The following is a 24429-nucleotide window of genomic DNA, read 5'->3' as shown; positions in this document are numbered from 1 at the left end:
ATGATTTACTATCCCAATCGTCAAATAAGTTACCCTGTCGAACTCACTCCTGCGGGACGAGGCGAACGAGTGGTCCAGTTTCGTCGTCGACAGCCACGTACAGATACCCGGTTCCGGGCTCTACTTCGACGTCACGGACTCGCCAGCCCCGGCCTTCGAGCAGCGCTTCGACGCCTTCGACGACGGTTCCCTCGAGCGTGAACCGGCCCATGTACTGGCCGGCCAGATTACCAACGAACAGGTCCCCGTGCCAGTCCGGAAACGCCTCGCCATCGTAGATGGTCATACCGGCCGGGGGGAACCCACCGGTACCACACTCCCAGAAATAGACCGGGTCGACGACGTCGTCCAACTCTCTTGGATCCGCCCCGACCGGCTCATCAGTGTTGTATTCACAGCCGGTGTGTGCGATGGGCCATCCATAATTGCCACCCGCTTCGATAACGTTGATTTCATCACCGTCTTCTTCGCCGTGTTCGCTCTGCCAGATGTCGCCAGTCTCTGGGTGGACGACCATCCCCTGTGCGTTTCGATGACCGTAGCTGTAAATTGCGTCGAGGACGTCCTCGTCTTCGACGAACGGGTTGTCGTCCGGGACCGTGCCGTCCGGCTCGAGTCGAAGGGTCGTCCCGATGGCGTTCGTCGTCTCCTGTGAGACGTGGTCAGGGCCGAAGTCTTTGAACCCGCGATCACCACTCGTCAGATACACCATCCCATCGTCGCCGAAGACGACGCGCGAGCCGAAGTGGGCGGTGCTGTCGACGAACGGCTCGACGACGAAGAGCTGTTCGAACGACTCGAGAGCGGGGTCGGATTCCTCAAGGCGGCCACGGCCGAGATGTGTGGCTGACGCGCCGTCGTCATCGCTGGCGGCGTAGGTGAGATACACCCACGTTTCGTCGGGATACGCCGGGTGAAACGTGACATCGAGGAGTCCGCCCTGACCGCTTGCGTAGACGTCTGGCGTCCCGTCAACCGATCGGTGATCGCCGGTATCGCGGTCGACGAGGGAGAGTGTTCCTTCGCGTTCAGTGACCAGTATCGTCGAACCGTCGTCAGAAAAAGCAATTCCCCAGGGATACGCCAGATCGTCGGCGACTATCTCGACATCGAAATCGACTTGCTCACTCGTTTCGGGAGCCGTCTCCTCGACTTCGGCACCGTTCTCCAGCAGCCCGAGACAGCCAGCGAGTGCGAGGAATCCTCCGGTGGCGGTACTCGAGAGAACGGTACGACGATCCGGGAACCGACTCGTGGAGTTGCGTTCAGCTGATGTGCGGGGTGGCATCGGTGTGTCGTACGTGGCCCTTTTACAAATTCCCCCAGTATAAGATACTGTGAGCGATTCAACCCAACGCAACCGACTGGACGAGGAGGCAAGTCCCTACCTGCGCCAGCACGCTGATAATCCCGTCAACTGGCAACCTTGGGACGACAGTGCGCTCGAGGAAGCCCGGGAGCGGGACGTGCCGATCTTTCTGTCGATCGGCTACTCGGCGTGTCACTGGTGTCACGTCATGGAAGACGAGAGTTTCGCCGACGAAGCGGTTGCCGAACGACTCAACGAGGACTTCGTCCCGATAAAAGTCGACCGCGAGGAACGTCCGGACGTCGATAGCATCTATATGACCGTCTGTCAGCTAGTGACAGGTCGGGGCGGCTGGCCGCTCTCAGCCTGGCTCACGCCAGATGGGCGGCCATTCTACGTCGGGACCTACTTTCCGAAGGAACCGAAGCGTGGAATGCCCGGATTTCTCGAGTTACTCGACAACATTGCTAACTCCTGGGAAGAGGACCGCCAGGAGATGGAAAACCGGGCAGATCAGTGGACTGCGGCGGCAAAAGATCAACTCGAAAATACGCCGGACGCCCCGCAGTCCCTCGAGAGCGGCCTGCTCGAGTCGGCGGCCAAAACTGCGCTCCGAGGCGTCGATGATCAACACGGCGGCTGGGGATCGGACGGACCGAAGTTCCCACAGCCAGCCCGGATTCACCTGTTGTTACGGGCTGCAGATCGCACTGGACGCCAGGCGACCCTCGAGGCGGCGACGAAGACGCTCGATGCGATGGCTACCGGTGGACTCTACGACCACGTCGGCGACGGCTTCCATCGTTACTGCGTCGACCGCGACTGGACGGTCCCACACTTCGAGAAGATGCTGTACGACAACGCGGAATTGACTCGCGCGTATCTGGCCGGGTACCAACTCACCGGAGACGCCACGTACGCCGACGTCGCCCGCCGAACGCTCGAGTTCGTCGAACGCGAACTCACCCACGATGCCGGCGGCTTTTTCAGTACGCTCGATGCCCAGAGCGAGACGCCGGATGGCGACCACGAAGAGGGAGCGTTCTACGTCTGGACGCCCGACCAGATCGAGGCAGCCCTCGAGGACGTGGAACTCGAGGAAGCGGACAACGACGCGCCATCGAGCGAGTTCGACACCGAGACGCTCGCGTCGCTCGTTTGTGACCGCTACGGCATCACGTCGAGCGGTAATTTCGAGGGGAAGACTGTCTTGAACGTCACGCAGCCGGTCGACGACCTTGCCGACGCTTACGACTGTTCGAGCGAGGCCGTAGAAAGAGCCCTCGAGGTTGCCCGAACCCGGCTCCGAGCGGTTCGAGAGGAGCGCCCACGTCCACGTCGCGACGAGAAGGTCCTCGCGGGCTGGAACGGGCTGATGATCAGCGCGTTTGCGGAGGGTGCAATTGTCCTGGAGGAAGACCACTATGCCGAAATGGCTGTGGACGCCCTCGAGTTCGTCCGTACCCGTCTGTGGGATGAATCGAACGGATGCTTACGGCGTCGCTACAAAGACGATAGTACCGATGCCATCGGTGGTGCGGAAATCGACGGCTACCTCGAAGATTACGCCTTCCTCGCCCGTGGAGCGCTCAACTGCTACGAAGCCACCGGCGACGTGGAGCACCTGGCGTTCGCCCTCGATCTTGCCCGCGAGATCGAGGACGAATTCTGGGACGACGCCGAGGAGACGCTGTATTTCACCCCCGAGAGCGGCGAATCCCTGGTCACGCGTCCCCAGGAGTTCAGCGATTCGTCCACGCCTTCCTCTATGGGGGTAGCCACAGACGTCTTGCTCGCGCTCGATCATGTCGCGACGGAACCTTTCGGCGACATCGCCGAGGCCGTCATCGAAACCCACGGTGGCCGGCTCAGAGCGAGTCCCGTCGAATACACGAGCCTCTGTCTCGCCGCGGACAGACTCGAGACTGGCTCACTCGAGCTAACGGTCGCAGCCGACTCCGTACCCTCGGCGTGGCGGGCAACGATCGGGGAAACGTATCTTCCAGATCGTTTGTTGAGCCGCCGACCAGCGACCGACGACGGCCTCGATTCCTGGCTCGAGACACTGAACCTCGAGTCCGCTCCACCGCTGTGGGCCGGTCGTGAAGCCCGAGATGGGGAGCCGACCGTCTACGCGTGTCGAAATCGGGCCTGCTCACCGCCGACCCACGACGTCGACGAGGCGCTCGAGTGGTTCGTCGGGAATGCATAGGAATCGGTAGCCGTCGAGACACTCAGTGGGTCTCGAAGTAATCTGTGCCTCTCGGGACGTTCAGTGCGTCTCGAAGGCCTGTTGGACCGCTTCCCCAAGATAGACCGCAGGCGGGAGCTGTTCACTTTCGACGAAGCGAGCGACTTCCTCGCCGTCATCGTTCTCGACGATGATCGTCGGAATGTATTCGATGTCGTACGCATCGACTTTTGGGCCCTGTTTATCGGTATCCACGGCAATCTCTTCGATTCGCTCGTTCGGAACCTCGGCGGCCTCGAGTGCAGCGCCGAAATCCGGCAGCAGCGCTCGGCAGTCCTTACACCAGTCACCACCCCAGACGAGATAGGTTAGCTCGTCGCGATGGGCCGCGAGTACGTCGACGGTATCTTGGTAGGAGGCACTATCCCAGGTCGGGTTGGGTCGCATCGTCTCGAGTGTCATACGTGGTGTTCACGTGGCCAGTCGCTTAACCGGTGCGTTCGTGACAACCGTCTCGAGGGAGTTCGAATCTGCCACCTGCCCGCCGATTGAGGACACCCGCACATTCTGCCGAGAGCAGACGCCGGCACATCCTGCCGTTGCCCGCTATGACTTTCCGTCTCGAGTCCATACCTGTGTCCAATGAAAGCGAGCATTCTGGACACTATCGGCTCGCCACTGGTCCGGATGGAATCGCCCGAAGGGGCGACTGTCGCGGCCAAGATCGAGTCGTTCAACCCCGGCGGCTCCGCGAAGGATCGCCCGGCGCTGGCGATGGTCCGGGAGGCCGAACGCGACGGCCGCCTCGAGCCGGGCCAGCGGATCGTCGAACCGACGAGCGGAAATACGGGCATCGGACTGGCGCTCGTTGCCGCGGCGCGTGGCTACGACCTGACGATCGTGATGCCGGCGTCGAAGTCGAAAGAGCGACGCCAGATCATGGCCGCTTACGGAGCCGACCTCGAACTCGTCGACGGGAATATGGAAACCGCACGTGAACGGGCTGACGAACTCGAGGCCGAGGGAGCCGTCCAGCTCGGACAGTTCGACAATCCGGCGAATCCGGAGGCCCATTATCGAACTACGGGCGAGGAAATCGTCGAACAGGTCGGCGACCGCTCGATCGACACGTTTGTCGCAGGCGTCGGAACCGGTGGAACCCTTTCGGGAATCGGTCGACGACTGCGCGAGGAGTTTCCGGACATCGACATCGTGGCCGTCGAGCCGGAACGGAATCCGGTCCTCTCGACGGGCGAATCCGGAGCCGACGAGTTCCAGGGGATGGGTCCTGGCTTCGTTAGTGATAACCTCGACGTCGAGTTGATCGACCGCGTCGAAACAGTCGCGCTCGAGGACGCCGAAACGGAGTGTCGTCGATTGGCACGGGGGGAAGGGGTGTTAGTCGGCCAGTCGAGCGGGGCCACGAGCCTGGTCGCCCAGGCGGAAGCCACCCGCATCGCCGACCCGGGACAGCCCTGTCCGGAAATCCCGGGCGTGTTCGACGGCGAGGACTCGGCGGTGACGAGCACCGATGGGGGCAACACTGAGGAAGATTGTCCGCTGGTCGTCACCGTCTTCTGGGACAGCGGCGAACGATACCTCTCGACGGGGCTGTTTGACGAACCCTGAAGCGGAGTCATCACTGTCTGGCCAAGTGAACGCAGGTGAACGGTATCGGGCTCGGCGAATCAGTAGCTTTTTGACTCGAATCAACAGCCAGACTCGAGGAACGAACAAAAGCGGAATCAACAGCCAGACTCGAGGAACGAACAAAAGCGGAATCAACAGCCAGACTCGAGGAACGAACAAAAGCGGAATCAACAGCCAGACTCGAGGAACGAACAAAAGCGGAATCAACAGCCAGACTCGAGGAACGAACAAAAGCGGAATCAACAGCCAGACTCGAGGAACGTACCGAGGCGGTCGTTGAACTGCACGGGCTCTTCTATTGGAACCCAGTGGCCACAGTTGTCGAATACGGCGAGCTCTGCCTCTGGTATCGTGCTGGCTGCTCGCCTGGACCACGCGACCGGAAATAGTGGGTCTTCCTCGCCGTGAACGAGAAGTGTTGGGGCCTCGAGCGTCGACAGCTCACCTGTGAAATCGGTTCTGGCCGTTCCCCTGATGCTGATTTCGTTGCGCTGAAACGCTTCGAATGCCTGCCCCGATCCCGCACGTTTTGCACGGGTACGAAAGTCCTCGAGGAACTCGTCCGAAAGGCTCGATGGGGTCGCAACCACCGAACTGAGCCCTAGTAACGCGCTCTCTCGCGTACTGCCGAGTGCGGCCCAGCCAAGGTCGTTCATGCCGGGAATCATCGCGAGTGTCTTCCAGACGGAGCCGACCGGCACTCTCGGTCCAAGTCCGTAACTCCCGACGAGCGCCAGTTTGGCAACCCGATCGGGTTGCTCGAGCGCATATCCCAACGCGGTAGCACCTCCCATCGAGAGACCGACCAGTGTCGCTTCCTCGAGATCGAGCGCGTCGAAAACGGACTCGAGGAGGTCGACGTACGCCGGGATGGTGTGGTCGATGTGACCACGGCTGTCGCCATATCCGGGCCAGTCAATGGCATAGACCTGGTGGGTTCTGGCGAGACGGGGGATCGTTTCGTGCCAGGAGAGCTGTGAATCGTCGATGCCACCACCGTGAAGTAACACGATAGGCGAGCCGTCAGTTCCGGCGCGGCGATACGCGAGCCGGCAGTCATCGACGGTAACCCGGCCGGTGCCACCGACGCGAGACCTCATGGTGAAAACTCGTCCTCGGTGAGACGGACGACCAGCGTCTCGTCGACTGGCCTGAGGTCGTATTCCGGGACGTCGCCGTCGACCCGTTTGACGTACAGCGGTTCGACCAGTCGGGGTGCTGTCTGTGAATCGGTTGCCGTCTCCGTCGATTCAGCTTGCTGTGATTCTTGTTGTACCGTCTGCGCCTGTCTTCCCCCGCCCGATTTATTGGCGGTGGGTGTATCGGTGTCGTCCGTCGGTTGGTCGTCACTCGAGGCGTCTGCTGTGTCAGCACCTGTGGCGTCTACTTTGTCGGAGGTCGGATCAGGACGCTCGAGACCGTATACCTGGAGATACGTGCCGGTGTCGGCTGGCTCGAGGTGACCGTCACGGAGCGCTCTGGCGAGCGAGCGAGACAACCACTCGTCGTCGCTCACGCTTGGCTCCTGGATCAGAACGGTGTCGACGAACCGAACGAGATACCACTGCAGATCGTTACACAGCGAAATCGCCGCACCGAGGCTGATAGTCCGCACCTCGAGGCTGTTCTCGAACGGCCGGCGAAGGTCGTACGTGGCAAGCGCCTCTCGAGACGTTTCTCGGGAGAGCAGTTCGTACTGGAGGTTGACGTCGGGCGAGCCAACGAAGCAGACGCGCGTCACGACTGTTTCTGGGAGCGTCCGGCTAAAGTGGGTTTCGGGTTGGTATTCACCGCAATAGCCTGCGGTTATGGGATGAACAGGCGGAAAACCTCGCGAATTAGCGCGGGAAGAGGTCAATGGCAACACCCGTTTCTCCGGTTGCGCACCCAAAATGTTATATTGCTACTAATTAACTTGCACAAATAACGAGCGCTATGAATAAAAAACAGTCTCGTGGAATGACGCGGCGTGCAGTTCTCGGTGGGATGGGCACGGTAGGTGTCAGTGGATTTGTCGGCGGGGCAACCGCGAACCCGGGGAACGGCTACGGATTTCCACCGCGGGGGCGGACCGATTACAGTGACCCGGAGCAGCTCGGCGACGGCGAAGTGAAAGCCTTCTTGGCTGACCATCCACAGGACAAATGGACGTACCTTGGGGTGGAAATGACCGCCGAGGCAGCCACGATAGACGAGACGGAATATCCCGACCGGGATCTCGTTTCGATCGAATTTCCCGGCGACACCCAATTCGAGTGGCTCGGTCTAAACTGGGAACCGGCGGGACACGGCCCGCCAGACGTATACGGCGTCCCACACTTCGATATCCACTTTTATCTCGAGCCGGAGGATGTCATCAACCAGATCGAACCGGTCAACTACCCGCCCGGGACTGGTGACCCATACGCGGTCGAACTGGCCGACGATCAGTTCCCAACGGGGTACTTCAGAACCAGGGCTGTCGTAGCCAATATGGGTGAACACCTCTTCGATGCGACGTCCCACGAGTGGGAGGCACCCGGCGTGCCAAGCGGAGAGCAGTTCACTGAAACGTTCGTCTGGGGTCACTACGACGGGGATGTTAACTTCTTCGAACCGATGATTACCACCGAGTTCTTCGCGGGCCTCGAGGGCACGGTGACGGAGCCGATCAGTATGCCCGAGCGGATGCCCGAAGCCGGCGAGTATCCGACAGAATATCGGATCGCCTATCACAAAAACCGGGACGCGTACACGGTGACGTTGGCAGCGTTTGAGTCGTTCGAAGAATCTGAGGGGTAGGGACGACTTTTCCCACGTCGAGCCAAACCTCGTCTTTTCTCGCACCCTGTCTGTGTTGTGGCGATGAAACCTCGCATCGTCAGTGGTGTTTAACGGGGCCGTTATTTGCGGATGGGGAGCCAAGTAGACAGGTATGGACGTCAGCGACTCGTCGAAAGGAGGCGCTCGCTACAAACTCCGGGTCCGGTTCCGCATTGAACCCGCACAGCCGGAGGTGTCGGTTGCCCCAGACGAATTCGAGACAACGCTGTATCGGGCGGCTGACCCACCGGGAGCGGACGGTTGGCTCTTTTTCCGCGATCATCTCTGGCGCGGAAACCTCGGTGACGAGACGTACTTTCGAGAGGTTGCAGCGGACGCACTTGGGGTGCCAGTGGTCTCGATATCGTTCAGTGAACTCGAGACGAACCAGGCATATCTAGACGCGTTGCGAGATGCGATTGGGGACCAACTCGGAACGTTCAAAGCGGATACGGTCGATGAGGCGCTAAAAAAGTACTTCGGGAGCTCTATCCACGTCGTTGATTTTGACGACCGTGGTGGGCGGTAGCGGGTGGACGGTACCTGGCCGTTTCACTCTATAGTAGCCAGTGAAAGTCATTGCACACCCTCTCGAAAGCGGGTGTCGCGGTAGGTGTATAAATCGTTTCACTGGTTACTATAGCCAGTGTTCTTCACTACACAAGGTATCGAACAGCCCCATTGCGATATCTGCTCGAGAATATAACAACACCCATATCGTTAGGTAGTCAGTTTAAATATGCTGCTCTCGAGACAACTACTACTATGAGACTCGAGGCACGGGTCAAGAACGGTCGACGCGTGGTGAACCGTTGGAACACTGTTTTCGAAGCTATCACCGCAGAGCCACGCCGACAGCTGGTCGTCTCGCTACTCGACGCCCCCGCTGACCAGGCTGTCCCCCTTCCGGAAAGCGCAGTCAATCCAGACGTTCCTGTCGATTTTGAACGGCTTCGGCAGGAACTGCTCCACGTACACCTTCCCAAACTCGAGGACCAGGGATTCATCCACTGGGACCGGGACCCGTTAACTGCATCCCGTGGGCCCAGATTTGAGGAAGTGGCGGTCGTCTTTTCCGCGCTTCACGCGAACGCGGTCGACATCCCTGATTCGATGGTAATCGGGTGTCACCGCCTCGAGGCAGAGCGACAGGAACGTGCCGAGAGCTGACCGCAGAGCAATCTGACACCATCGATCCACATCTGTTGGTTTCTCCAGCCAGCTATCGTCAACGCCTGGCCTACACTTCGATAATCGTCGCTTCTGCAGCCGCCGTTTTCGCCCGTTCGAACAGGTCGTCGGGTTCGAACTCGAGCAGTCGCTCGAGGTTCGCGTTGGTCTCCGCTCGTTCCGGTGCGATGCGGTTACAGCCCGCGTTAATCGTCGAGTCGTCGAACGTGCCAATAGCTCGAGCCTGGGAGACGATGTCCTGTTTGTCTCGCGTTAGCAGCGGCCGATGAATCGGTAGACGGGTTGCCCGACTCGTAACGCCGATGTTCTGGGCGGTCTGACTCGATTTCTGACCGATGGCCTCGCCGGTGACGATGCCGTGTGCACCGACGGTGCCGGCGATGTGCTCGGCGACGCGATATAGGAACCGACGCATCGACAGCATACGGCCTTCTTCCATCGCTTCGGCGAGTAGCCGCATCGTCTCGCCTCCCGGGACGCGGTACACGCTCATATCCGTGTTTGGAGCATAGGTTGCGAGCGTTCGTACTGTCTCGAGAGCCCGTGCCTCGTGGTCCGGGCCGCCGTAGTCGCCGAGGCCGACGTAGACTGGTATCACGGGCGATCCTCGACGCATGAGTTCGTAGGCCGCGACGGGCGAGTCGATACCGCCGCTGATCAACGCGACCATCGGTGCTTGCGATCGAAGGGGGAGTCCCCCGGGGCCCTGGATACTGTCGGTGTAGATGTAGGCAGCTTCTTCGCGAATCTCGACGCTGAACGTGTAATCCGGCTCCTCGAGGTCGACGCTCGGTTCGAACTCGCCTTCGACGGCCTCCCAGATTGCGGTCCCACCAGCTCTCGCCACGTCCTCGCTCGTGTAGGGGTGTCGTTTGTCCGCCCGACGCGCATCGACGGCGAACGTCCCTTCGGTGTACGTTTCCAGGGCAGTCGTTGCGAGAGCGTCACAGATCGTGTCGAGGTCGGTTTCGACGGTCAGCGCAGGACTGGTCGAGACGATGCCAAAGACGTCTGCGGCGGTTTGGGCCACCTCGAGGACGTCCGCTTCGGACGTGTGAATCAACGGCCGGTTCCAGGCCGACTCGACCGTTCCCGGTACGGACCGGTCTTCGAGAACTGCTTCGAGGTTCTCGACCAGGAGGTCCACCATCTGGCGCTTGACGACGTTGCTCTTGGTGTTGAGGTCCCCGTGGCGAACGAGGACGGTCTGCGCGCCGGGTGGGTGCATGGACATGGATAGATGGTCGGAGCTATAAGGGGGTTACGAGAGTGTTTTCGGAGTTCAGCAACCGTTCACACACCTGCGCCTGCCAGGGGGACGACGGTAAACTGATCGTCGCCGCGAGAAATTTCTTCTTCACAATAGACCGGCACGATCTGCGATCAGTCCGTCGATCCCAACGGCATCGAGTTTATTGGCTGTGTCTCGCTCGGCGATCGTCCAGGCGTTCACCCGGATGTCTGCCTCTCGAGCGCTCTCGAGGAGAGACGTCCGGAGGCATAGTTCGTATCGGGGCAGAATGGCCGTACATCCCAGTTGCTTCGCGTTTGCCACCATCGAATCGACGTCTTCCGGGCCGTACAGCCACGGCAGTGCGCCCGGAATCCACGATCGGAGTCGCCGGTTCACCCACCGCGACTCCCGAACAATGAGACCGGTGGAGACCGCCGTCGGAAGATCGTTTACCGCCTCGATGATAGCTGGATCGAACGCGGTCACGAGCAGTTTGTGATCGAAGGACGTCCCGATCGAAACGGCATCAGACGCGATACCGCGTTCCTTGAGATCGAGCACGATCCCGACCGACTCCGGAGCAGTTTCGAACACCTCTTTGAGGAGCGGGATGCGTTGATCGGTACCCAGCACAGAGAGTTCCGCTAACTGATCGTAGGTTAAGTTTCGAACCTCGCCGTTCCCATCAGTCACGCGGTCAACGGTCGAGTCGTGGATGACAACGAGTTCGCCACTCCCACACCGACGGACGTCGACTTCAACGGCATCGGCAGTGGTGGCAGCAGTGCTAACAGCACGCAACGTGTTTTCGGGAGACTCCAGAGCGTACCCTCGATGACCAATTATACCTGGGGGATCGTTGTTGTATTCAGCTGGTCGACGATCTGCCAGGCGAAATCCGCTATTGATTCCGATCGCCATGCCACCGAAAGCGCCGAATCGGACGGTCTGGCGAAGCACAGATCGCCTGGTTTGGATGGACTCGTCCGCCGATTGGCCGGACTGCTTGTTGTCCATACGCTGTTCGACCGTTCGTTGTCTATTCACTAATCGATTACTGTCAGAACAGTAACTACTGTCAGAAGGCGGCCGTCGGGGGCACCAGTACGAGTGCAGAGGAGGGTTAAAGCAGACTGTTCGCGGATTGTGGGTGTGCAGTACTCCTGCTCGAATAGATTATTAGCATATACTTACTCGAAAAGCGACTGCAGTAGCAACCCGCGACGACTCGAGACGTGACTCCGAGCAATGTTCTCGAACGTTCAGTTCTCTTCTGGCCCGGTCGCTATGGAGGCGTCGGTGGTCTCTTCTGCGTGGTAGAACGCCTCTCCCGTCTCCAGGTCGAACAGGTGGAGCCGTTTCGGGTCGTAGGTCAACTCCACCACGTCGTCCGGACGGATCGAACTGCGTGGTTCGGCCTGCACCTTGAATTCGTTGTCGCCGATGAGACAGTACAGAAGGAGACTGTCACCGAGTGGTTCGGTGACGGTCACCGTCGCGTTAAACGTCGTTTCTCCGAGGGTTGGATTTTCGGTGGCCAAATAAAAGTCCTCAGGACGGACGCCGAGGGTGGCCGTTCGGTCGTTGAGTTCGGCACCACCCGGTAACGGAATAGTGAAATCTTGATGAACCGCCGCGCCGTTCTCGACGGCAACGTCGATCATATTCATCGCCGGGTCACCGATGAACTCCGCGACGAATCGGTTCTTCGGAAAGTCGTACAGATGCTGTGGCGCGTCGACCTGCTGGATCTCCCCCTTATCGATCACGGCGACGCGATCACCGAGCGTCATTGCTTCCGTCTGGTCGTGGGTAACGTAGATCGTCGTGGTCTGCAGTTCGTCGTGGAGCTTCGACAGTTCAGCGCGCATCTGGACGCGAAGTTTCGCGTCGAGATTGCTCAGTGGCTCGTCCATCAGGAACACTTCCGGATCACGACAGATGGCTCGTCCAAGGGCAACCCGCTGACGTTCCCCGCCAGAGAGTGCGGCGGGTTTTCGATCGAGGAGGTCGGTGATGTCGAGCGTTTCGGCGGCCGCCGTAACTCGCTCTTCGATCTCCTCGTCGGTGAAGGATCCCGCCGATTTCATCCCGAACGTCATGTTCCGTTTGGCGGTCATATGCGGGTATAGCGCGTAATTCTGGAAAACCATCGAGATGTTCCGTTCGTTGGGTTCGAGTCCGGTAACATCGCTATCACCGATTTTGATCACCCCGCCACTAACGCGTTCCAGTCCGGATATGAGACGGAGTGTGGTACTTTTTCCACAGCCAGATGGGCCGACGATAACGAGGAATTCCCCGTCGCGTACCATCAGATCGATTCCGTTTACTGCGACGACATCGTCGAAGCGTTTCTCCACGTTACTGAGTTGTATTGTTGCCATATGTCTACTTTTGCTGGAGTCCGAACGTTTCGAGGAGCGGTTTGTGCAAGACGATCAGCACGACGAGCGGTGGAATGAGTGCGATCATCGCACCGGCCATGATGAGTCCCCACTCGATCTGTCCAGCGGCCGCCGTTCCCTCGAGACTCTTCAGTCCAACCTGAACGACCTGCTGATCCTGACTGCTGATGATTGCGAGCGGCCACAGGTACTGGTTCCATGCGTAGATGTACGTAATCACGGAGATACCCGCAATCATCCCTTTCGACATCGGTATTAGCACGAATATCAGGAACTTTAGTCCGCCTACGTCGTCGAGTTTCGCCGCCTCGACGATCGACGCGGGGATCGACATGAAGTGCTGACGGAACAGGAAGACGGCGGTCGCACTTGCCAGATACGGCATGGTGATCGCGAGCATGCTGTTCGTCCAGTCCAGCGTCACCATCAACTCGAACAGCGGGACGATCCGAACCGGAACGGGAAGCATCAACGTAAAGAGAACGAACATGAACATCGCGTTCTTGTACGGGAAGTCGTAGTAAACCAGCGCCAGAGCGGCGAGCAGGGAGAGAACGACCTTCCCGACGACGATCGCGATGGACATGATGAACGAGTTGATCATGAACGTCCACATGTTGTAATCGGTCATGACCCGGTAGTAGTTCTCGTAGGCGTTGCTTCCCGGCGAGAGATCGGTCACGTCGTAAATCTGGGCAACCGACTGGGTACTCATAATCGCGGCGAGAACCAGTGGTAGGGCCATCAGCGAGATGGATACGATGAGGCCGATGTGCATCAGCCACTCGTCGGGGAGGTATTCCTCCAGTGATCGCCGTTTCTCGTGCTCTACGTTCGCCTCGGTGATAGTCGATTCTGCCATGAGTTATCCTCCGTAGTGGGCGTATCTGTCTGAGACTCGTAACTGGACGTACATGAGCACTCCAACGAGAAGGAACAACACGAGCGACTGCGCGGAGGCGTAGCCGAGGTTGAAGTTCTCGAACGCGTCGATATACAGGTTGAAGATCAGGATGTTGGTCGCCCCGCCGGGCCCGCCTTGCGTCATCAGGTCGATCAACGGGAACGTTGCGAAGAACGCGTAGATCGTGTTGATGACGATCAGGAACACCAGCGTCGGCGACATGAGCGGGACGTAGATGCGGAACAGTCGATTGAGCCGACTTACCCCGTCGAGTTCCGCGGCTTCGTGGATCGTTTTTGGGATGTTGTTCAGTGCGGCGATCATGAAGATGATGTTGTAGCCGAGCTGTTTCCAGATCGCAGCGACAGAGACCACGGCGAACGCGAGTGGTCCGTTTCGACGCCAGTTGAACTGGATATCGTAGCCAAATACCGATCCGATCGCCCTAATGTAGTAGGTGAAGATGCCCAGATCCGGCTGCAACAAGAACAGCAAGACCAGCCCTGCAACCGCTGGCGGGAGCGCGTACGGCCAGATCGCGGTGATGAGATACACCGACGTCCCCGTGTTCACCTCGTACATCATGAAGGCGATGATGAGTGAGATGAGCATCGTCCCAAACACGACGACGCCCGCGAATCCGAACGTGACGAAGAGGCTATTACGATAGCTCTCCGACGCGAAGAGTCGCGTATAATTGTACAGACCGGCAAACGATTCGTCGACGAGCGTTGTCTGGTACAGGCTCAAACGGAACGTATCGATGGCTGGATAGTACAGGAACAGTATGCAGACAGCCACCGTCGGCAACAGGAGGAACGCTGCCTCCTTGTTGTTTTTGAAGACGGCTCTCGCTGACGATTCAGACATCGGTTCGGTTTACCCCCAGAAGTATAGTAGGTTTCATGTAAAACTGGTTTGTGTGCCTCTCAATAGCTCGACCGGAACCGGGATGGTGCCGGTCGAACTCCGCACTCAGTTCTGGCGTTCGATATAGTCCTCGAGTGACTCTTCGATGTCATCGGCCGCACCCTGGAGCACTTCTTCTACCGGTTGCCCGTCGAGTACCGAGACGGCCGACTCCGCAACTGTCGTTCGAGCGTCGAGGAACGGCCCCATCAGGGCCCCTCTCGTTGCTGGCGTGTCCTGCCCTTCCTGAAGCTGATCGAGGGCCACTCGGAAGTCGGGATTCTCGTCGTAGAACCCCTCACTCTCGAGGTTTTCGATCGATTCCTCACGAACCGGGAAGTACCCCGTTCCGCGGTGCCAGCGTTCCTGCTGTTCCGGTTCGGTAAGCCAGACCAGGAACTCCGCGGCGGCTTCCTGTTCTGCCTGTTCCTGTCCGTCGGGAATCCAGACCGAACCGCCACCAATGGTGACGCCCGCGCGGTCGCCTCCGGGCGAGGGAATCCGAGCGGCGGCCGCCTCGAAGTCGTTGTCTTCGGCACCCTGTAGCATCGGGTTGATGCTCGAGGTCGAGTAGAGCACCATCGGGGCTTCCTGGGTGAAGAACCCTTGCTGAGCCTCGCCCCACGCCTCGATACCCGTCGACAGATACGCGCCCATCTCGTCGAGTTCTTGCCACCACTCGAAGACGGTCATCCCAGCGTCGCTGTCGATGTACGTCTCAGTCGGGTTGCCATTTCGGCCGTTGCTCTCGTTGACGAATTCTTGATCTTGCAGCGCGAACCACTGCTCAACGAACCACGAGTGGTTCGGCCACGTGATCCCGTAATTATACCCGGCATCCATCAGTTCCTCGGAGTAGTCGATGACGTCCTGGAACGTTTCCGGTGGAGACTCCGGATCGAGACCGGCCTCCTCGAAGGCGGTCTTGTTGTACATCATCAGCGCGTTCGAGGAGTTAAACGGCATCGAGTTCAGCGTTCCGTCGACACGGTAGTAGTCGAGGACAGGATCAACGAAATTATCGAAGTCGATTTGATCTTCAGGAATGATGTCTTCGACCGGAACGAACGCGTCACTGTCGAGCGCCTGTTTGGTTCCAACTTCGAAAATCTGCGAGAGTCCGGGTGGGTTTCCGGCCCGAACTGCGTTGATCGTCTGATTCATCGTCTCCCGGTACGTCCCCTGCTCAATCGCATCGACAGTGATGACGTCTGACTGGTCGCTAAAGTCCTCAGCCAGGTCGGAAACCATCTGTCCGAGGTCGCCTCCCAGACCGTGCCAGAACTCGATTTCGACGCTGTCGACGTCATCGAGCCCTTCGCCATCGTCGTCGCCCAGGCACCCGGCAACTGATGTGAGGCCTGCGACTGACGTAACAACACCAGTCTGTTTAAGCACCCGCCGTCGTGATACCGGCAACCTGTCGGTTACACGGCCACTGTCATTCGACATAGTCAATCAGCCCTTCTTGACTATCATTAATAAATGTACTGAACGACTGGAACAAGAAATGTCTCAAGAGATGAGTGTTGTAACAAGATTAACCCAAACCAGTGACTGTTATCAGTAAAATCACTGTTCGAATTGTTTCGGGCAGACGATGGTGACAGGCGCTGCTTTTAGTATTCGATTGCAACCGTTATCCTCCATAGTTGCAGTGCCAACCGGTGATTGTAACTGATATCGCTGCTTCAGCGTCCAGCGATGTCACGTCTTCCAGTGGTACTGGGGATGAAATGGGAATGTTGATCTATTGGAATGGCACAGTCTCCGACAAGCGAGTGCCTTATCGGATCGTCGTCCGTAACCATGGCTGATGACCGACGGGGACGTCGCCGCGTTTACCCACCTCGGCTCGAGCGTCCGCTCGGCGCTCTCAGAACGCGGGTTTTCGACGCCGACAGCCCCACAGCGACTGGCGATTCCCCCGCTGGCTGCCGGCGAGCACACGCTGGTAATCGCACCCACAGGTAGCGGGAAAACCGAGACGGCGATGTTGCCCGTCTTCGACGGACTGGTGGAAGATCGACCGGACGGATTTGGTGCGTTATATATCACGCCCCTTCGCGCCCTCAACCGCGATATGCGCGACCGCCTCGAGTGGTGGGGCGAGACGCTCGACCTCGAGGTCGACGTCCGCCACGGCGATACGACCCAGTATCGGCGGAGCCAGCAATCCAAAAACCCGCCGGACGTGCTCGTCACCACCCCCGAGACGCTCCAAGCGATGCTCACGGGCGAGCGATTGCGTGAGGGGCTCGAGGACGTGCGCCACGTCGTGGTCGACGAAGTCCACGAACTGGCAGCCTCGAAACGAGGGGCCCAGTTAGCGGTGGGCCTCGAGCGACTACAGGAACTGTCTGGCCCGTTCCAGCGAATCGGCCTCTCGGCAACGGTTGGGGAACCCGAAGCTGTCGGGCAGTTCCTCACCGGTGGCCGGCCATGTACGGTTCGAGAGATCGACGTTGGCAGTCGAATCGACGTCGAAGTGTGTCGGCCGACGATCACCGACGAAGACGAACGCCTCGCCGGGGCTCTCGCAACGGATGCGACCACGGCCAGCCACGTCCGGTGCATTCGCGATATCGTCGACGCCCACGAGTCGACACTGATTTTCGTCAACACCAGACAGACAGCAGAGGCGCTCGGTTCTCGGTTCACCCGCCTCGAGTTGCCCATCGGCGTCCACCACGGTTCACTGTCGAAAGCCGCCCGTATCGAGGTCGAAGACCGGTTCAAAGCGGGTGAACTCGATGCCTTGCTCTGTACCTCCTCGATGGAACTCGGTATCGACGTTGGTCGCATCGATCACGTCGTTCAGTATCAGAGTCCGCGACAGGTGTCACGGTTGCTCCAGCGCATCGGTCGCGCGGGCCACCGCCGCGACGAAATTTCACGCGGAACTATCGTGACGACCAGGCCGGACGACACGCTCGAGGCACTGGCCATCGCCCGCCGGGCGAAAGCGGGTGTGGTCGAACCAGCGGGCATCCACGAGGGGAGTCTCGACGTCGTCGCCAACCAGATTCCGGGCATCGTGCAGTCGACCGGCTCGAGACACGTCGATACCGTTTTCGACCTGCTCCGACGAGCCTACCCGTTTCGGGACCTCGAGGAAGCGGCGTTCAGGGGCGTGCTCGGCGAACTCCATCGGAACCGAATCGTCTGGTTCGACGAGGGGGCTGAGCGGATCGAAACTGCTGGAAGTACCTGGCAGTACGTCTATGCCAACCTCTCGATGATTCCGGACGAGGCGACCTACGAAGTTCACGACATCGCCTCGAGCGGACAGATTGGCACGCTCGACGAGCGATTCGTCACGACGTTCGCCCAACCGGGTGCGGTGTTCATCCAGCGGGGTGAAATGTGGCGAATCGTCGAAATCGACGAGGACGAAACTCGGGTGAAGGTGACACCAATCGAAGACCCTGCGGGGGAAGTACCGTCCTGGACCGGCCAGGAGATACCGGTTCCACAGCCCGTCGCCGAAGAGGTCGGTGCGATACGGGCCATCGTGGGCAGCCAACTCGACGGTGGTGGTGCCGTCGCCGGGATCAGCCGTGACCTCGGGCGGCGATATCCGGGCGATCGTAACGCTCTCCAGCGCGCCTGTCGCCATCTTGGCGACCAGCGGGACGGGGGCGCACCCATGCCGACGGCTGACTGCGTGGTGCTGGAACGCCAGGGCCGAACCGTGGTCCTCAACGCCTGTTTCGGACACCGGACGAACGAGACGCTCGGTCGCGTGCTCTCGGCACTGCTCGGTCAGCAATCCGGCTCCTCCGTCGGACTCGACACGGACCCGTACCGTATCGAACTCGAGGTTCCCACGAGCGTCTCGACGAGTGACATCTGCGAGAAGTTGACCGAAACTGATCCGACACACGTCGAGCCAATTCTCGAACTCGGACTGAAAGGGTCCGATACGCTGGCCTACCGCCTCGCCCAGATCTCGGCGAAGTTCGGGGCGCTCAAACGGTGGCAGGGGTCGGGTCGGCTGTCGAACGAGCGACTCCTGGCCGCCCTCGAGGACACGCCGATGTACGCCGAGTCTGTTCGGTCGGTGTTCCACGAAGATCTGGACGTCGAGGCGGCGAGTGCGGTGTTCGCGGGTATTCAATCGGGCACGATTGCACTCGAGACGGTTCGTGGTCGAACGGCGATCGGGAGTGCGGGGCGTTCGGGCGGCAAGGAACTGCTGGCACCCGAGAACGCCGATGCGAGCGTCATCGAAACGGTCAAAGAGCGGTTACACGACGACCGGGTGACGCTGCTGTGTACGCACTGTCGGGACTGGCTCTCGCGCACGAAAGTGAAACGGGTTGCTGAGCAGCCAGCCTGCCCCGAGTGTGGCTCGACGCGAATCGCGGCCCTGAGTCCGTGGGCCGACGAAGTAGTGCAGGCGGTTCAGGCGGCTGAAAAAGACGACGAACAGGTCGAACAGACCCAGCGAGCGGTTCACAACGCAGGGTTAGTCCAGAGTCACGGAAAACGGGCCGTCGTCGCCATGTCGGCCCGGGGCGTCGGTCCACACAACGCCGCCCAGATCATCAACCGTCATCGCGAAGACGAACAGGAATTTTATCGTGACATCCTCGAGAAAGAACGCCAGTACGCTCGCACGAAATCCTTCTGGGACTGATTGATAGTTCTCATGAGTGAATCGATCGCGTTGGGCGAACGTAAACGTGGCACCCGGGGGTTATTTTGTCGCTGGCGACCTCGAGACAACCATGACCGTCATCGGCTTTCTGAGCACGGCACCAGCCACCGAAGACAGCATGGCAGAAGACGTCGCCAACGCCGTCGACGCACTCGAGGACTTCGACGTCGAGTACGAGACGGGACCGATGGGCACGACCATCGAGGCGGCGGAGATCGGTGAACTGCTCGATGCAGTGCAGGCGGCTCACGAGGCCGTCGACGGCGACCGCGTGAGTACCTTCCTCAAAATCGACGACAAACGCTCGAGCGATGGCGATGCAGCAGCGAAGGTCGAGGCGGTGGAAGCACACCTCGGTCGAAAAGCCAGTAGCGACAGAAGCGAGTAGTGACGGTCCTCGAGGCCGGCCTGTATTGACGATTTCGGGTGCATGTTTAAGTCCCCAAAGGCGGTAGTGTCACTCGCTATGGTGTTCAAAAAGATCACACTGATCGGAACGAGTTCGGAGAGCTTCGACGCCGCCGCAGACGACGCCATCGACCGAGCGGAGGCGACCTTGCAGAACGTCTACTGGGTTGAAGTCGACGAGCTGGGCGTCGAAATCGCGTCGGTCGAAGACCGGGAGTACCAGGCGGAAGTCACAGTCGCGTTCGAACTCGAGGACTAATACGGTCTGCTGTATAGTAGCCAGTGAAAGTCATTGCACACCCTCTCGCAAGCGGGCGTCGCGGTCGGTGTGTAAATCGTTTCACTGGCTACTATAGCTGTTTACCGGTGATTGTCCATACCGGTCGGCAATCACGGGTAAGAGACTACAGTAAACCGTATAATCTCCCGATAACACACCCGTCTCGCCGTTTTTTCAGCGGTAACTAGCCGGTCGAATGCACCAGCGCCGATGTCAGATATCGAGAATTCGTTTCAGGTGCGGAAGGATTCGCCACACCCGCACTCGCTGACGACGTTCGGGTTTTCGACGTGGAAGCCTTCGCCCTGGAGTCCGCGCTCGTAATCGAGCATGCTTCCCTCGATGTATTTCAGGCTGGCCGGATCGACGAACACTCGGAGGTCGTGATGGGTGTAGATCGAATCGTCCTCCTCTGGCGCTTCGTCGAAGCGCATCCCATAAGAGAGGCCGGCACAGCCGCCTTGCTGGACGAACAGTCGAAGACCAGCGATACCCGTGTCAAAGCCTTCGCCTTCGAGGAGATCGAGTGCTTCCTCCGCGGCCACTTCGGTCACCTCGATCCGGGGACGGCCGCCGCCGCCATCCGCACTTTCGGTACTCATAGACTGGTATTGTGTGGCGAGGATGTTAACTGTGACGCCACGGCGGGTTTCGCTGGGTACGTTTACTCGATCCTTGGTGAGTTTACTCGTCTTCGAGACGAACCCGGACGCTTTCGGCGTGTGCCTCGAGGCCTTCGGCCTCAGCAAGTGTCGTGATCGTCGGGCCGAGCGACGCAAGACCGTCCCTAGAGAGGCGCTGGACGGTCGTCGCTCGGAGGAAGTGGTCAACCGAAAGGCCGCCAGTTACTTTCGCTCCGCCGTTGGTAGGCAGGACGTGGTTGGTCCCGCTCGCGTAGTCACCGGCGGCGACCGGTGTATCGGGGCCGAGAAAGACGCTGCCGGCACTGTCGATGCGCTCGAGTACCGATTCGTCGTCGTCGGCGATGATCGAGAGGTGTTCAGGGGCGTACTCCTCGGTGAAGAGGATGGCTTCGCTCATCGATCGGGCGAGCAAGACCGCGCTTGCATCGCTCTCGAGGGCAGCTTCGATGGTATCCGCGCGCTTCCGGTGGGCCAGTTGGGCATCGACGGCTTCCGTAATCGCCTGGGCCGTCCCCTCGTCGTCGGTGACCGCGACGACGGACGCGTTAGGGTCGTGTTCGGCCTGGGCGAGCAGTTCGGCAGCGACGTAGTCCGGGTCGGCCGTTTCGTCGGCTATTACGACGATCTCGCTGGGGCCGGCGAGCAGGTCGATTTCGACGTCGTTGCGAACCAGCGCCTTCGCGGCGGTGACCCAGCGATTTCCGGGACCGACGATTTTCTGGACTCGAGTCACGGTTTCCGTGCCGTACGCGAGGGCGGCAATTCCCTGTGCGCCGCCAACGCTGTAGACCGCGTCTGCCCCCGAGAGGTGGATGGCGGCGAGCGTCACCGGATTGATCGTATCAGCAGGCGGGGTGACGACCGAGACGTGTTCGACGCCGGCGACTACGGCCGGTACGACGCCCATAATCGCACTCGAGGGGTACGCGGCACGGCCACCGGGGACGTAGACGCCGACGCGCTCGAGGGGCCGGAAGCGACGACCGAGTTCTCGCCCGTCATCGAACTCCCGTCGCCAGTCGTCGGGGACCTGTGCCTCGTGAAATTCGCGAACGTTGTCGATGGCGGTTTCGATGGCCGCTCGCACGTCGTCGGGGATTTCCTCGACGGCCCGTTCACAATCGTCCGTAATCTCGAGGTTGCCGACGTCGACGTCGTCGTAGGTTCTACAGAACTCTCGCACGGCGACGTCACCCTCTTCGCGGACGCGCTCGACGATCTCGCGGGCGTCGTTTCTCGCCGCGTCGATCCCGGCGTCGCGGTCGAACAGCGCCGCTCGGGCCTCGAGGCCGAGATCGGCAATTTCGGTGACCGAAAGCGTTGTCATAGAATGGGCTTCGAGCGGGGCGTGAAAAACGGTTTCTTTCGTGACAGCGGTGTCTGTGTGGTGGCGGCCTGGTTTTTTGCTACTCTTCCACCGATTCTTCTATCGGGGCAATCCCCGTTGCTGAGGCCGTTGCGCGGAGAAAGAGGAAGACGACCAGGCCGAACCCGATGACGCCGACGGGCGCGGCGAGCGTCTGGGCGACTCGAAACGGGACGACGAGCCGACTGAATCCGAGGATGACGAAACTCAAAATGACGAGGCCGAACGCGATGAACGCGAGGCGTACGAAATCGTCCTGGTCCATACGCGGGCTACGAGGGGAGCCGATAAGTCATTTGTGAGATGTAACCATCACAATTAAAGGTAGTATACCGTGAACGTGGATATATGCCGTACAGCTACGAGCCACATTACTTCGAAGATTTCGAGGAAGGACAGGAGTTCGAAAGCGTCGGGCGAACGGTCACAGAGACGGATTTCGTCGTCCACTCGATGGTTTCGGGTGACTGGACCGAGTTACACACGAACCGACATTACGCTGACGACGAGTACTTCGGCGAACGCGTCGCTCACGGGCCGATGACGTTCATCTTGGCAACCGGCTTCGTCTACCGCTGTGGATTCCTCGAGCGAACCGTGCTGGCGTTCCTCGGGATGAATTACATGGATATCCCCGCACCGGTCAACATGGGCGACACCATCTCGCTCGATATGGAGGTAATCGAGACCAAAGACCTCTCGAGTCGGGACGACTCGGGGCTCGTGATCATCGATACGACGATGACGAACCAGGAGGGGACGGTCGTCTTCGAAGGTGACATGAAGTTCCTGATCAAGTCTCGAAAGTAATCGGCCACGGTTTTCACTCGTGCACAACCCGATGACCGACATCGGGCGGTGACTGTTTTTGTTCCAGAGCGAACAACGCGAACCTGGGGCTGAAATTCAAGCCTGTCGTCGACGTACTGTAGGTATGTCACGTGCAGCGGCTCTCGTGAGCGTTCTAGAGGCGTGTGATTCGCTCGCGATCGTCTGTCACGATAATCCCGACCCGGATACGCTGGCGAGCGCGCTCGCGCTACAGGAGATCGCCACCTCGAGCGAGGCCGACCTTTCGAACATCGCGATCACCTACGGTGGGTCGATATCTCACCAGCAAAATCGGGCCTTCGTCAACCTGCTCGATATCGATGTCGAACCAATCGGAGCTGTCCCCCTGGATTCGTTCGACTGTATCGCGTTCGTCGACCACTCCAAACAGGGCGTCAATACGAGTTTGACGACCGAACTCGAGCCGTCGATCGTGGTGGACCATCATCCAGGGCCGCCGATCGAAGCCGCGTTTGCCGACGTGCGCACGGATTACGGGGCGACGGCGACCATCTTCGTGGAGTATCTTCAGGAGCTCGAGCTATCAATCCCGCCGCGGCTCGCGACTGCGCTGTTGTTTGCCCTCCATCGCGAACGCCTGGATTACCTGCGCGAGCCCACGCTTCGAGAGTACGAGGCTGCACTTGCCGTGTATCGGGACGCCGACCTCGAGACGCTCGAGCGACTCTACGGGAGCGCGTTCTCTCCGGGGACGATCGACGCGATCGGTCGGGCTATCGTCGACCGAAAACAACGCGGGTCGTCGATGATCGCCAGCGTCGGGCGCACGACGGAGACGGATGCCTTGCCACAGGCTGCTGAATACCTGCTCAACGTCGAAGGCGTCGACACGGTTCTCGCCTACGGGATCATCGACGGGACGATCCGACTCAGCGCCCGGTCGCTCGACCCGCGAGTGAACGTCGGTCAGTTGCTCGGGGCGGCCTTTGGCGACCTCGGTTCGGTTGGGGGTCACCATGACATGGCTGGCGGCTGGATCGAACTGGGACTGTTCGGTGACGACGGCGGGGACGATGACGAAGCACTGCTCTCACTGGTCGACACCCGGATCAGGCGACGGTTTTTCGAAGCGCTCAATCTCGAGGAGGCGTCCTCCACGTAGCGTCAGCTACCTGGTTCACTCGATGTCGATGCCGACTTGCCCTGCTGTCGGCTCTGCCTTTTCGAGGCGAATAGTCAAGACGCCGTTGTTCAGCGTGGCGCTTACGCCGTCGCTGTCGACCGGTTCCGGAATCGAGACGCGCCGGTCGAACGATTGCGTCGTTCGTTCCCGTCTGATGAACGTCTCGTCCGTCGTTTCGTCCGTCTCCGACCGAGTTCCACTGATGTGTAACGTTCCGTTGCTGAGACGACTCTCGAGGTCATCGGCCGCATAGCCCGGAACGTCGGCGGTGACGACGAACGCGTCGCCGTGGTCTGCCAGGTCGATGCTCGGTTCGCGCTCCTCGAGCGACCAGCCGAACCCCCCGCGTGTATCGTCGGGATTCCACGAACGAGCCGCAGTTTCGAACTCTTGACTCAGTCGGTCGACCAACTCTGCGAGGTCTTCGAACGGATTTGATCGTCGGGCCATATCATCCACTCCACCGCACAGCCTCAAAAACGGTATTCTGCACTG

The 24429-nt window shown here is 59.9% G+C and carries 25 protein-coding genes; 11 read left to right on the top strand and 14 right to left on the bottom strand.

From position 1 onward, the window contains the following. Window positions 1-43: 43 nt before the first annotated feature. Window positions 44-1288 carry a PQQ-dependent sugar dehydrogenase gene (locus tag NLK60_RS03745; RefSeq protein WP_254809554.1) on the bottom strand — a complete coding sequence of 415 codons (1245 nt, stop codon included), beginning with the start codon at window positions 1286-1288 and terminating at the stop codon, window positions 44-46. Window positions 1289-1337: 49 nt separating this feature from the next. Between NLK60_RS03745 and NLK60_RS03740 the strand changes: the two genes are divergently transcribed. Continuing rightward, window positions 1338-3521, top strand: coding sequence for a thioredoxin domain-containing protein (locus NLK60_RS03740; RefSeq protein WP_254809553.1), 2184 nt, complete (start codon window positions 1338-1340; stop codon window positions 3519-3521). A 60-nt stretch (window positions 3522-3581) separates the two neighbouring features. On the opposite strand, the gene NLK60_RS03735 is transcribed toward NLK60_RS03740, so the two are convergent. Continuing rightward, window positions 3582-3962 (bottom strand): TlpA family protein disulfide reductase, encoded by a 381-nt coding sequence (locus NLK60_RS03735; RefSeq protein ID WP_254809552.1) that lies wholly within the window; start codon window positions 3960-3962, stop codon window positions 3582-3584. A gap of 180 nt (window positions 3963-4142) precedes the next feature. Between NLK60_RS03735 and NLK60_RS03730 the strand changes: the two genes are divergently transcribed. Next, window positions 4143-5129 carry a PLP-dependent cysteine synthase family protein gene (locus tag NLK60_RS03730; RefSeq protein WP_254809551.1) on the top strand — a complete coding sequence of 329 codons (987 nt, stop codon included), beginning with the start codon at window positions 4143-4145 and terminating at the stop codon, window positions 5127-5129. 260 nt (window positions 5130-5389) lie between these two features. On the opposite strand, the gene NLK60_RS03725 is transcribed toward NLK60_RS03730, so the two are convergent. Both NLK60_RS03725 and NLK60_RS03720 read right to left on the bottom strand, forming a co-directional pair. Next, entirely contained in the window at window positions 5390-6250 is an 861-nt protein-coding gene (locus NLK60_RS03725; protein WP_254809550.1) for an alpha/beta fold hydrolase, read from the bottom strand. Further along, window positions 6247-6891, bottom strand: a complete 645-nt coding sequence (locus NLK60_RS03720; RefSeq protein ID WP_254809549.1) for a DUF5804 family protein — start codon at window positions 6889-6891, stop codon at window positions 6247-6249. The genes NLK60_RS03725 and NLK60_RS03720 overlap by 4 nt, the downstream gene beginning before the upstream one ends. Window positions 6892-7109: 218 nt before the next feature. Here NLK60_RS03720 and NLK60_RS03715 point away from each other — a divergent pair, with 218 nt between their 5' ends. The 3 genes from NLK60_RS03715 to NLK60_RS03705 all read left to right on the top strand — a co-directional run bounded on the left by NLK60_RS03715 (window position 7110) and on the right by NLK60_RS03705 (window position 9122). Next, window positions 7110-7931 carry a hypothetical protein gene (locus NLK60_RS03715; RefSeq protein ID WP_254809548.1) on the top strand — a complete coding sequence of 274 codons (822 nt, stop codon included), beginning with the start codon at window positions 7110-7112 and terminating at the stop codon, window positions 7929-7931. 133 nt (window positions 7932-8064) lie between these two features. After that, window positions 8065-8481, top strand: coding sequence for an LWR-salt protein (gene lwrS, locus NLK60_RS03710; RefSeq protein ID WP_254809547.1), 417 nt, complete (start codon window positions 8065-8067; stop codon window positions 8479-8481). Between the two features lie 236 nt (window positions 8482-8717). Continuing rightward, window positions 8718-9122, top strand: coding sequence for a hypothetical protein (locus tag NLK60_RS03705; RefSeq protein WP_254809546.1), 405 nt, complete (start codon window positions 8718-8720; stop codon window positions 9120-9122). Window positions 9123-9192: 70 nt separating this feature from the next. On the opposite strand, the gene NLK60_RS03700 is transcribed toward NLK60_RS03705, so the two are convergent. Both NLK60_RS03700 and NLK60_RS03695 read right to left on the bottom strand, forming a co-directional pair. Continuing rightward, window positions 9193-10371 (bottom strand): tRNA sulfurtransferase, encoded by a 1179-nt coding sequence (locus NLK60_RS03700; RefSeq protein WP_254810421.1) that lies wholly within the window; start codon window positions 10369-10371, stop codon window positions 9193-9195. 129 nt (window positions 10372-10500) lie between these two features. Next, complete coding sequence (locus NLK60_RS03695) at window positions 10501-11178, bottom strand: glycerophosphodiester phosphodiesterase (protein WP_254809545.1); 678 nt, start codon at window positions 11176-11178, stop codon at window positions 10501-10503. Between NLK60_RS03695 and NLK60_RS03690 the strand changes: the two genes are divergently transcribed. After that, window positions 11089-11427 carry a hypothetical protein gene (locus NLK60_RS03690; protein ID WP_254810532.1) on the top strand — a complete coding sequence of 113 codons (339 nt, stop codon included), beginning with the start codon at window positions 11089-11091 and terminating at the stop codon, window positions 11425-11427. The genes NLK60_RS03695 and NLK60_RS03690 overlap by 90 nt on opposite strands. A 212-nt stretch (window positions 11428-11639) precedes the next feature. Here NLK60_RS03690 and NLK60_RS03685 read toward each other — a convergent pair whose 3' ends face one another. The 4 genes from NLK60_RS03685 to NLK60_RS03670 all read right to left on the bottom strand — a co-directional run bounded on the left by NLK60_RS03685 (window position 11640) and on the right by NLK60_RS03670 (window position 16050). Then, window positions 11640-12764 carry an ABC transporter ATP-binding protein gene (locus NLK60_RS03685; RefSeq protein ID WP_254809544.1) on the bottom strand — a complete coding sequence of 375 codons (1125 nt, stop codon included), beginning with the start codon at window positions 12762-12764 and terminating at the stop codon, window positions 11640-11642. Between the two features lie 4 nt (window positions 12765-12768). After that, a complete protein-coding gene (locus NLK60_RS03680) occupies window positions 12769-13647 on the bottom strand; it encodes a carbohydrate ABC transporter permease (RefSeq protein WP_254809543.1) in 879 nt (292 codons plus the stop codon). Between the two features lie 3 nt (window positions 13648-13650). Further along, window positions 13651-14559 (bottom strand): carbohydrate ABC transporter permease, encoded by a 909-nt coding sequence (locus tag NLK60_RS03675; RefSeq protein WP_254809542.1) that lies wholly within the window; start codon window positions 14557-14559, stop codon window positions 13651-13653. A gap of 105 nt (window positions 14560-14664) precedes the next feature. Next, complete coding sequence (locus NLK60_RS03670; RefSeq protein WP_254809541.1) at window positions 14665-16050, bottom strand: ABC transporter substrate-binding protein; 1386 nt, start codon at window positions 16048-16050, stop codon at window positions 14665-14667. 364 nt (window positions 16051-16414) lie between these two features. On the opposite strand from NLK60_RS03670, the gene NLK60_RS03665 reads away from it, so the two are divergent. The 3 genes from NLK60_RS03665 (at window position 16415) to NLK60_RS03655 (ending at window position 19928) form a co-directional block, all read left to right on the top strand. Continuing rightward, on the top strand, window positions 16415-19240 hold the full coding sequence (locus NLK60_RS03665) for a DEAD/DEAH box helicase (protein WP_254809540.1): 2826 nt from the start codon (window positions 16415-16417) through the stop codon (window positions 19238-19240). Between the two features lie 91 nt (window positions 19241-19331). Then, on the top strand, window positions 19332-19649 hold the full coding sequence (locus NLK60_RS03660) for a thiamine-binding protein (RefSeq protein WP_254810420.1): 318 nt from the start codon (window positions 19332-19334) through the stop codon (window positions 19647-19649). A gap of 78 nt (window positions 19650-19727) precedes the next feature. Further along, the gene (locus NLK60_RS03655) at window positions 19728-19928 is read left to right on the top strand and encodes a dodecin (RefSeq protein WP_254809539.1); all 201 of its coding nucleotides are present in this window, start codon (window positions 19728-19730) and stop codon (window positions 19926-19928) included. A gap of 254 nt (window positions 19929-20182) precedes the next feature. On the opposite strand, the gene NLK60_RS03650 is transcribed toward NLK60_RS03655, so the two are convergent. The 3 genes from NLK60_RS03650 to NLK60_RS03640 form a co-directional block, all read right to left on the bottom strand. Next, window positions 20183-20551: a HesB/IscA family protein gene (locus NLK60_RS03650; RefSeq protein WP_254809538.1), complete on the bottom strand. Its 369-nt coding sequence runs from the start codon at window positions 20549-20551 to the stop codon at window positions 20183-20185. Between the two features lie 82 nt (window positions 20552-20633). Further along, complete coding sequence (gene hisD / locus NLK60_RS03645) at window positions 20634-21920, bottom strand: histidinol dehydrogenase (RefSeq protein WP_254809537.1); 1287 nt, start codon at window positions 21918-21920, stop codon at window positions 20634-20636. Between the two features lie 79 nt (window positions 21921-21999). Continuing rightward, complete coding sequence (locus tag NLK60_RS03640; RefSeq protein WP_254809536.1) at window positions 22000-22224, bottom strand: hypothetical protein; 225 nt, start codon at window positions 22222-22224, stop codon at window positions 22000-22002. Between the two features lie 83 nt (window positions 22225-22307). Between NLK60_RS03640 and NLK60_RS03635 the strand changes: the two genes are divergently transcribed. Continuing rightward, window positions 22308-22769 (top strand): MaoC/PaaZ C-terminal domain-containing protein, encoded by a 462-nt coding sequence (locus NLK60_RS03635; RefSeq protein WP_254809535.1) that lies wholly within the window; start codon window positions 22308-22310, stop codon window positions 22767-22769. A 124-nt stretch (window positions 22770-22893) separates the two neighbouring features. Beyond that, the gene (locus tag NLK60_RS03630) at window positions 22894-23913 is read left to right on the top strand and encodes a DHH family phosphoesterase (RefSeq protein ID WP_254809534.1); all 1020 of its coding nucleotides are present in this window, start codon (window positions 22894-22896) and stop codon (window positions 23911-23913) included. 15 nt (window positions 23914-23928) lie between these two features. Here NLK60_RS03630 and NLK60_RS03625 read toward each other — a convergent pair whose 3' ends face one another. Beyond that, window positions 23929-24384, bottom strand: coding sequence for an Hsp20/alpha crystallin family protein (locus tag NLK60_RS03625; RefSeq protein ID WP_254809533.1), 456 nt, complete (start codon window positions 24382-24384; stop codon window positions 23929-23931). Window positions 24385-24429: the final 45 nt, after the last annotated feature.

Source organism: Natronosalvus amylolyticus, from assembly GCF_024298845.1.
In the GTDB taxonomy this organism is placed as follows: domain Archaea; phylum Halobacteriota; class Halobacteria; order Halobacteriales; family Natrialbaceae; genus Natronosalvus; species Natronosalvus amylolyticus.
This window is presented reverse-complemented; position numbering and strand designations above follow the sequence as displayed.

Coding starts and splice junctions, on each gene's coding strand:
- NLK60_RS03745 (WP_254809554.1), bottom strand. CDS start 1,288: ATGCCACCCCGCACATCAGCTGAACGCAACTCCACGAGTCGGTTCCCG.
- NLK60_RS03735 (WP_254809552.1), bottom strand. CDS start 3,962: ATGACACTCGAGACGATGCGACCCAACCCGACCTGGGATAGTGCCTCC.
- NLK60_RS03730 (WP_254809551.1), top strand. CDS start 4,143: ATGAAAGCGAGCATTCTGGACACTATCGGCTCGCCACTGGTCCGGATG.
- NLK60_RS03725 (WP_254809550.1), bottom strand. CDS start 6,250: ATGAGGTCTCGCGTCGGTGGCACCGGCCGGGTTACCGTCGATGACTGC.
- NLK60_RS03715 (WP_254809548.1), top strand. CDS start 7,110: ATGACGCGGCGTGCAGTTCTCGGTGGGATGGGCACGGTAGGTGTCAGT.
- lwrS (WP_254809547.1), top strand. CDS start 8,065: ATGGACGTCAGCGACTCGTCGAAAGGAGGCGCTCGCTACAAACTCCGG.
- NLK60_RS03705 (WP_254809546.1), top strand. CDS start 8,718: ATGAGACTCGAGGCACGGGTCAAGAACGGTCGACGCGTGGTGAACCGT.
- NLK60_RS03700 (WP_254810421.1), bottom strand. CDS start 10,371: ATGCACCCACCCGGCGCGCAGACCGTCCTCGTTCGCCACGGGGACCTC.
- NLK60_RS03685 (WP_254809544.1), bottom strand. CDS start 12,764: ATGGCAACAATACAACTCAGTAACGTGGAGAAACGCTTCGACGATGTC.
- NLK60_RS03680 (WP_254809543.1), bottom strand. CDS start 13,647: ATGGCAGAATCGACTATCACCGAGGCGAACGTAGAGCACGAGAAACGG.
- NLK60_RS03675 (WP_254809542.1), bottom strand. CDS start 14,559: ATGTCTGAATCGTCAGCGAGAGCCGTCTTCAAAAACAACAAGGAGGCA.
- NLK60_RS03670 (WP_254809541.1), bottom strand. CDS start 16,050: ATGTCGAATGACAGTGGCCGTGTAACCGACAGGTTGCCGGTATCACGA.
- NLK60_RS03665 (WP_254809540.1), top strand. CDS start 16,415: ATGACCGACGGGGACGTCGCCGCGTTTACCCACCTCGGCTCGAGCGTC.
- NLK60_RS03660 (WP_254810420.1), top strand. CDS start 19,332: ATGACCGTCATCGGCTTTCTGAGCACGGCACCAGCCACCGAAGACAGC.
- NLK60_RS03655 (WP_254809539.1), top strand. CDS start 19,728: ATGGTGTTCAAAAAGATCACACTGATCGGAACGAGTTCGGAGAGCTTC.
- NLK60_RS03650 (WP_254809538.1), bottom strand. CDS start 20,551: ATGAGTACCGAAAGTGCGGATGGCGGCGGCGGCCGTCCCCGGATCGAG.
- hisD (WP_254809537.1), bottom strand. CDS start 21,920: ATGACAACGCTTTCGGTCACCGAAATTGCCGATCTCGGCCTCGAGGCC.
- NLK60_RS03640 (WP_254809536.1), bottom strand. CDS start 22,224: ATGGACCAGGACGATTTCGTACGCCTCGCGTTCATCGCGTTCGGCCTC.
- NLK60_RS03635 (WP_254809535.1), top strand. CDS start 22,308: ATGCCGTACAGCTACGAGCCACATTACTTCGAAGATTTCGAGGAAGGA.
- NLK60_RS03630 (WP_254809534.1), top strand. CDS start 22,894: ATGTCACGTGCAGCGGCTCTCGTGAGCGTTCTAGAGGCGTGTGATTCG.
- NLK60_RS03625 (WP_254809533.1), bottom strand. CDS start 24,384: ATGGCCCGACGATCAAATCCGTTCGAAGACCTCGCAGAGTTGGTCGAC.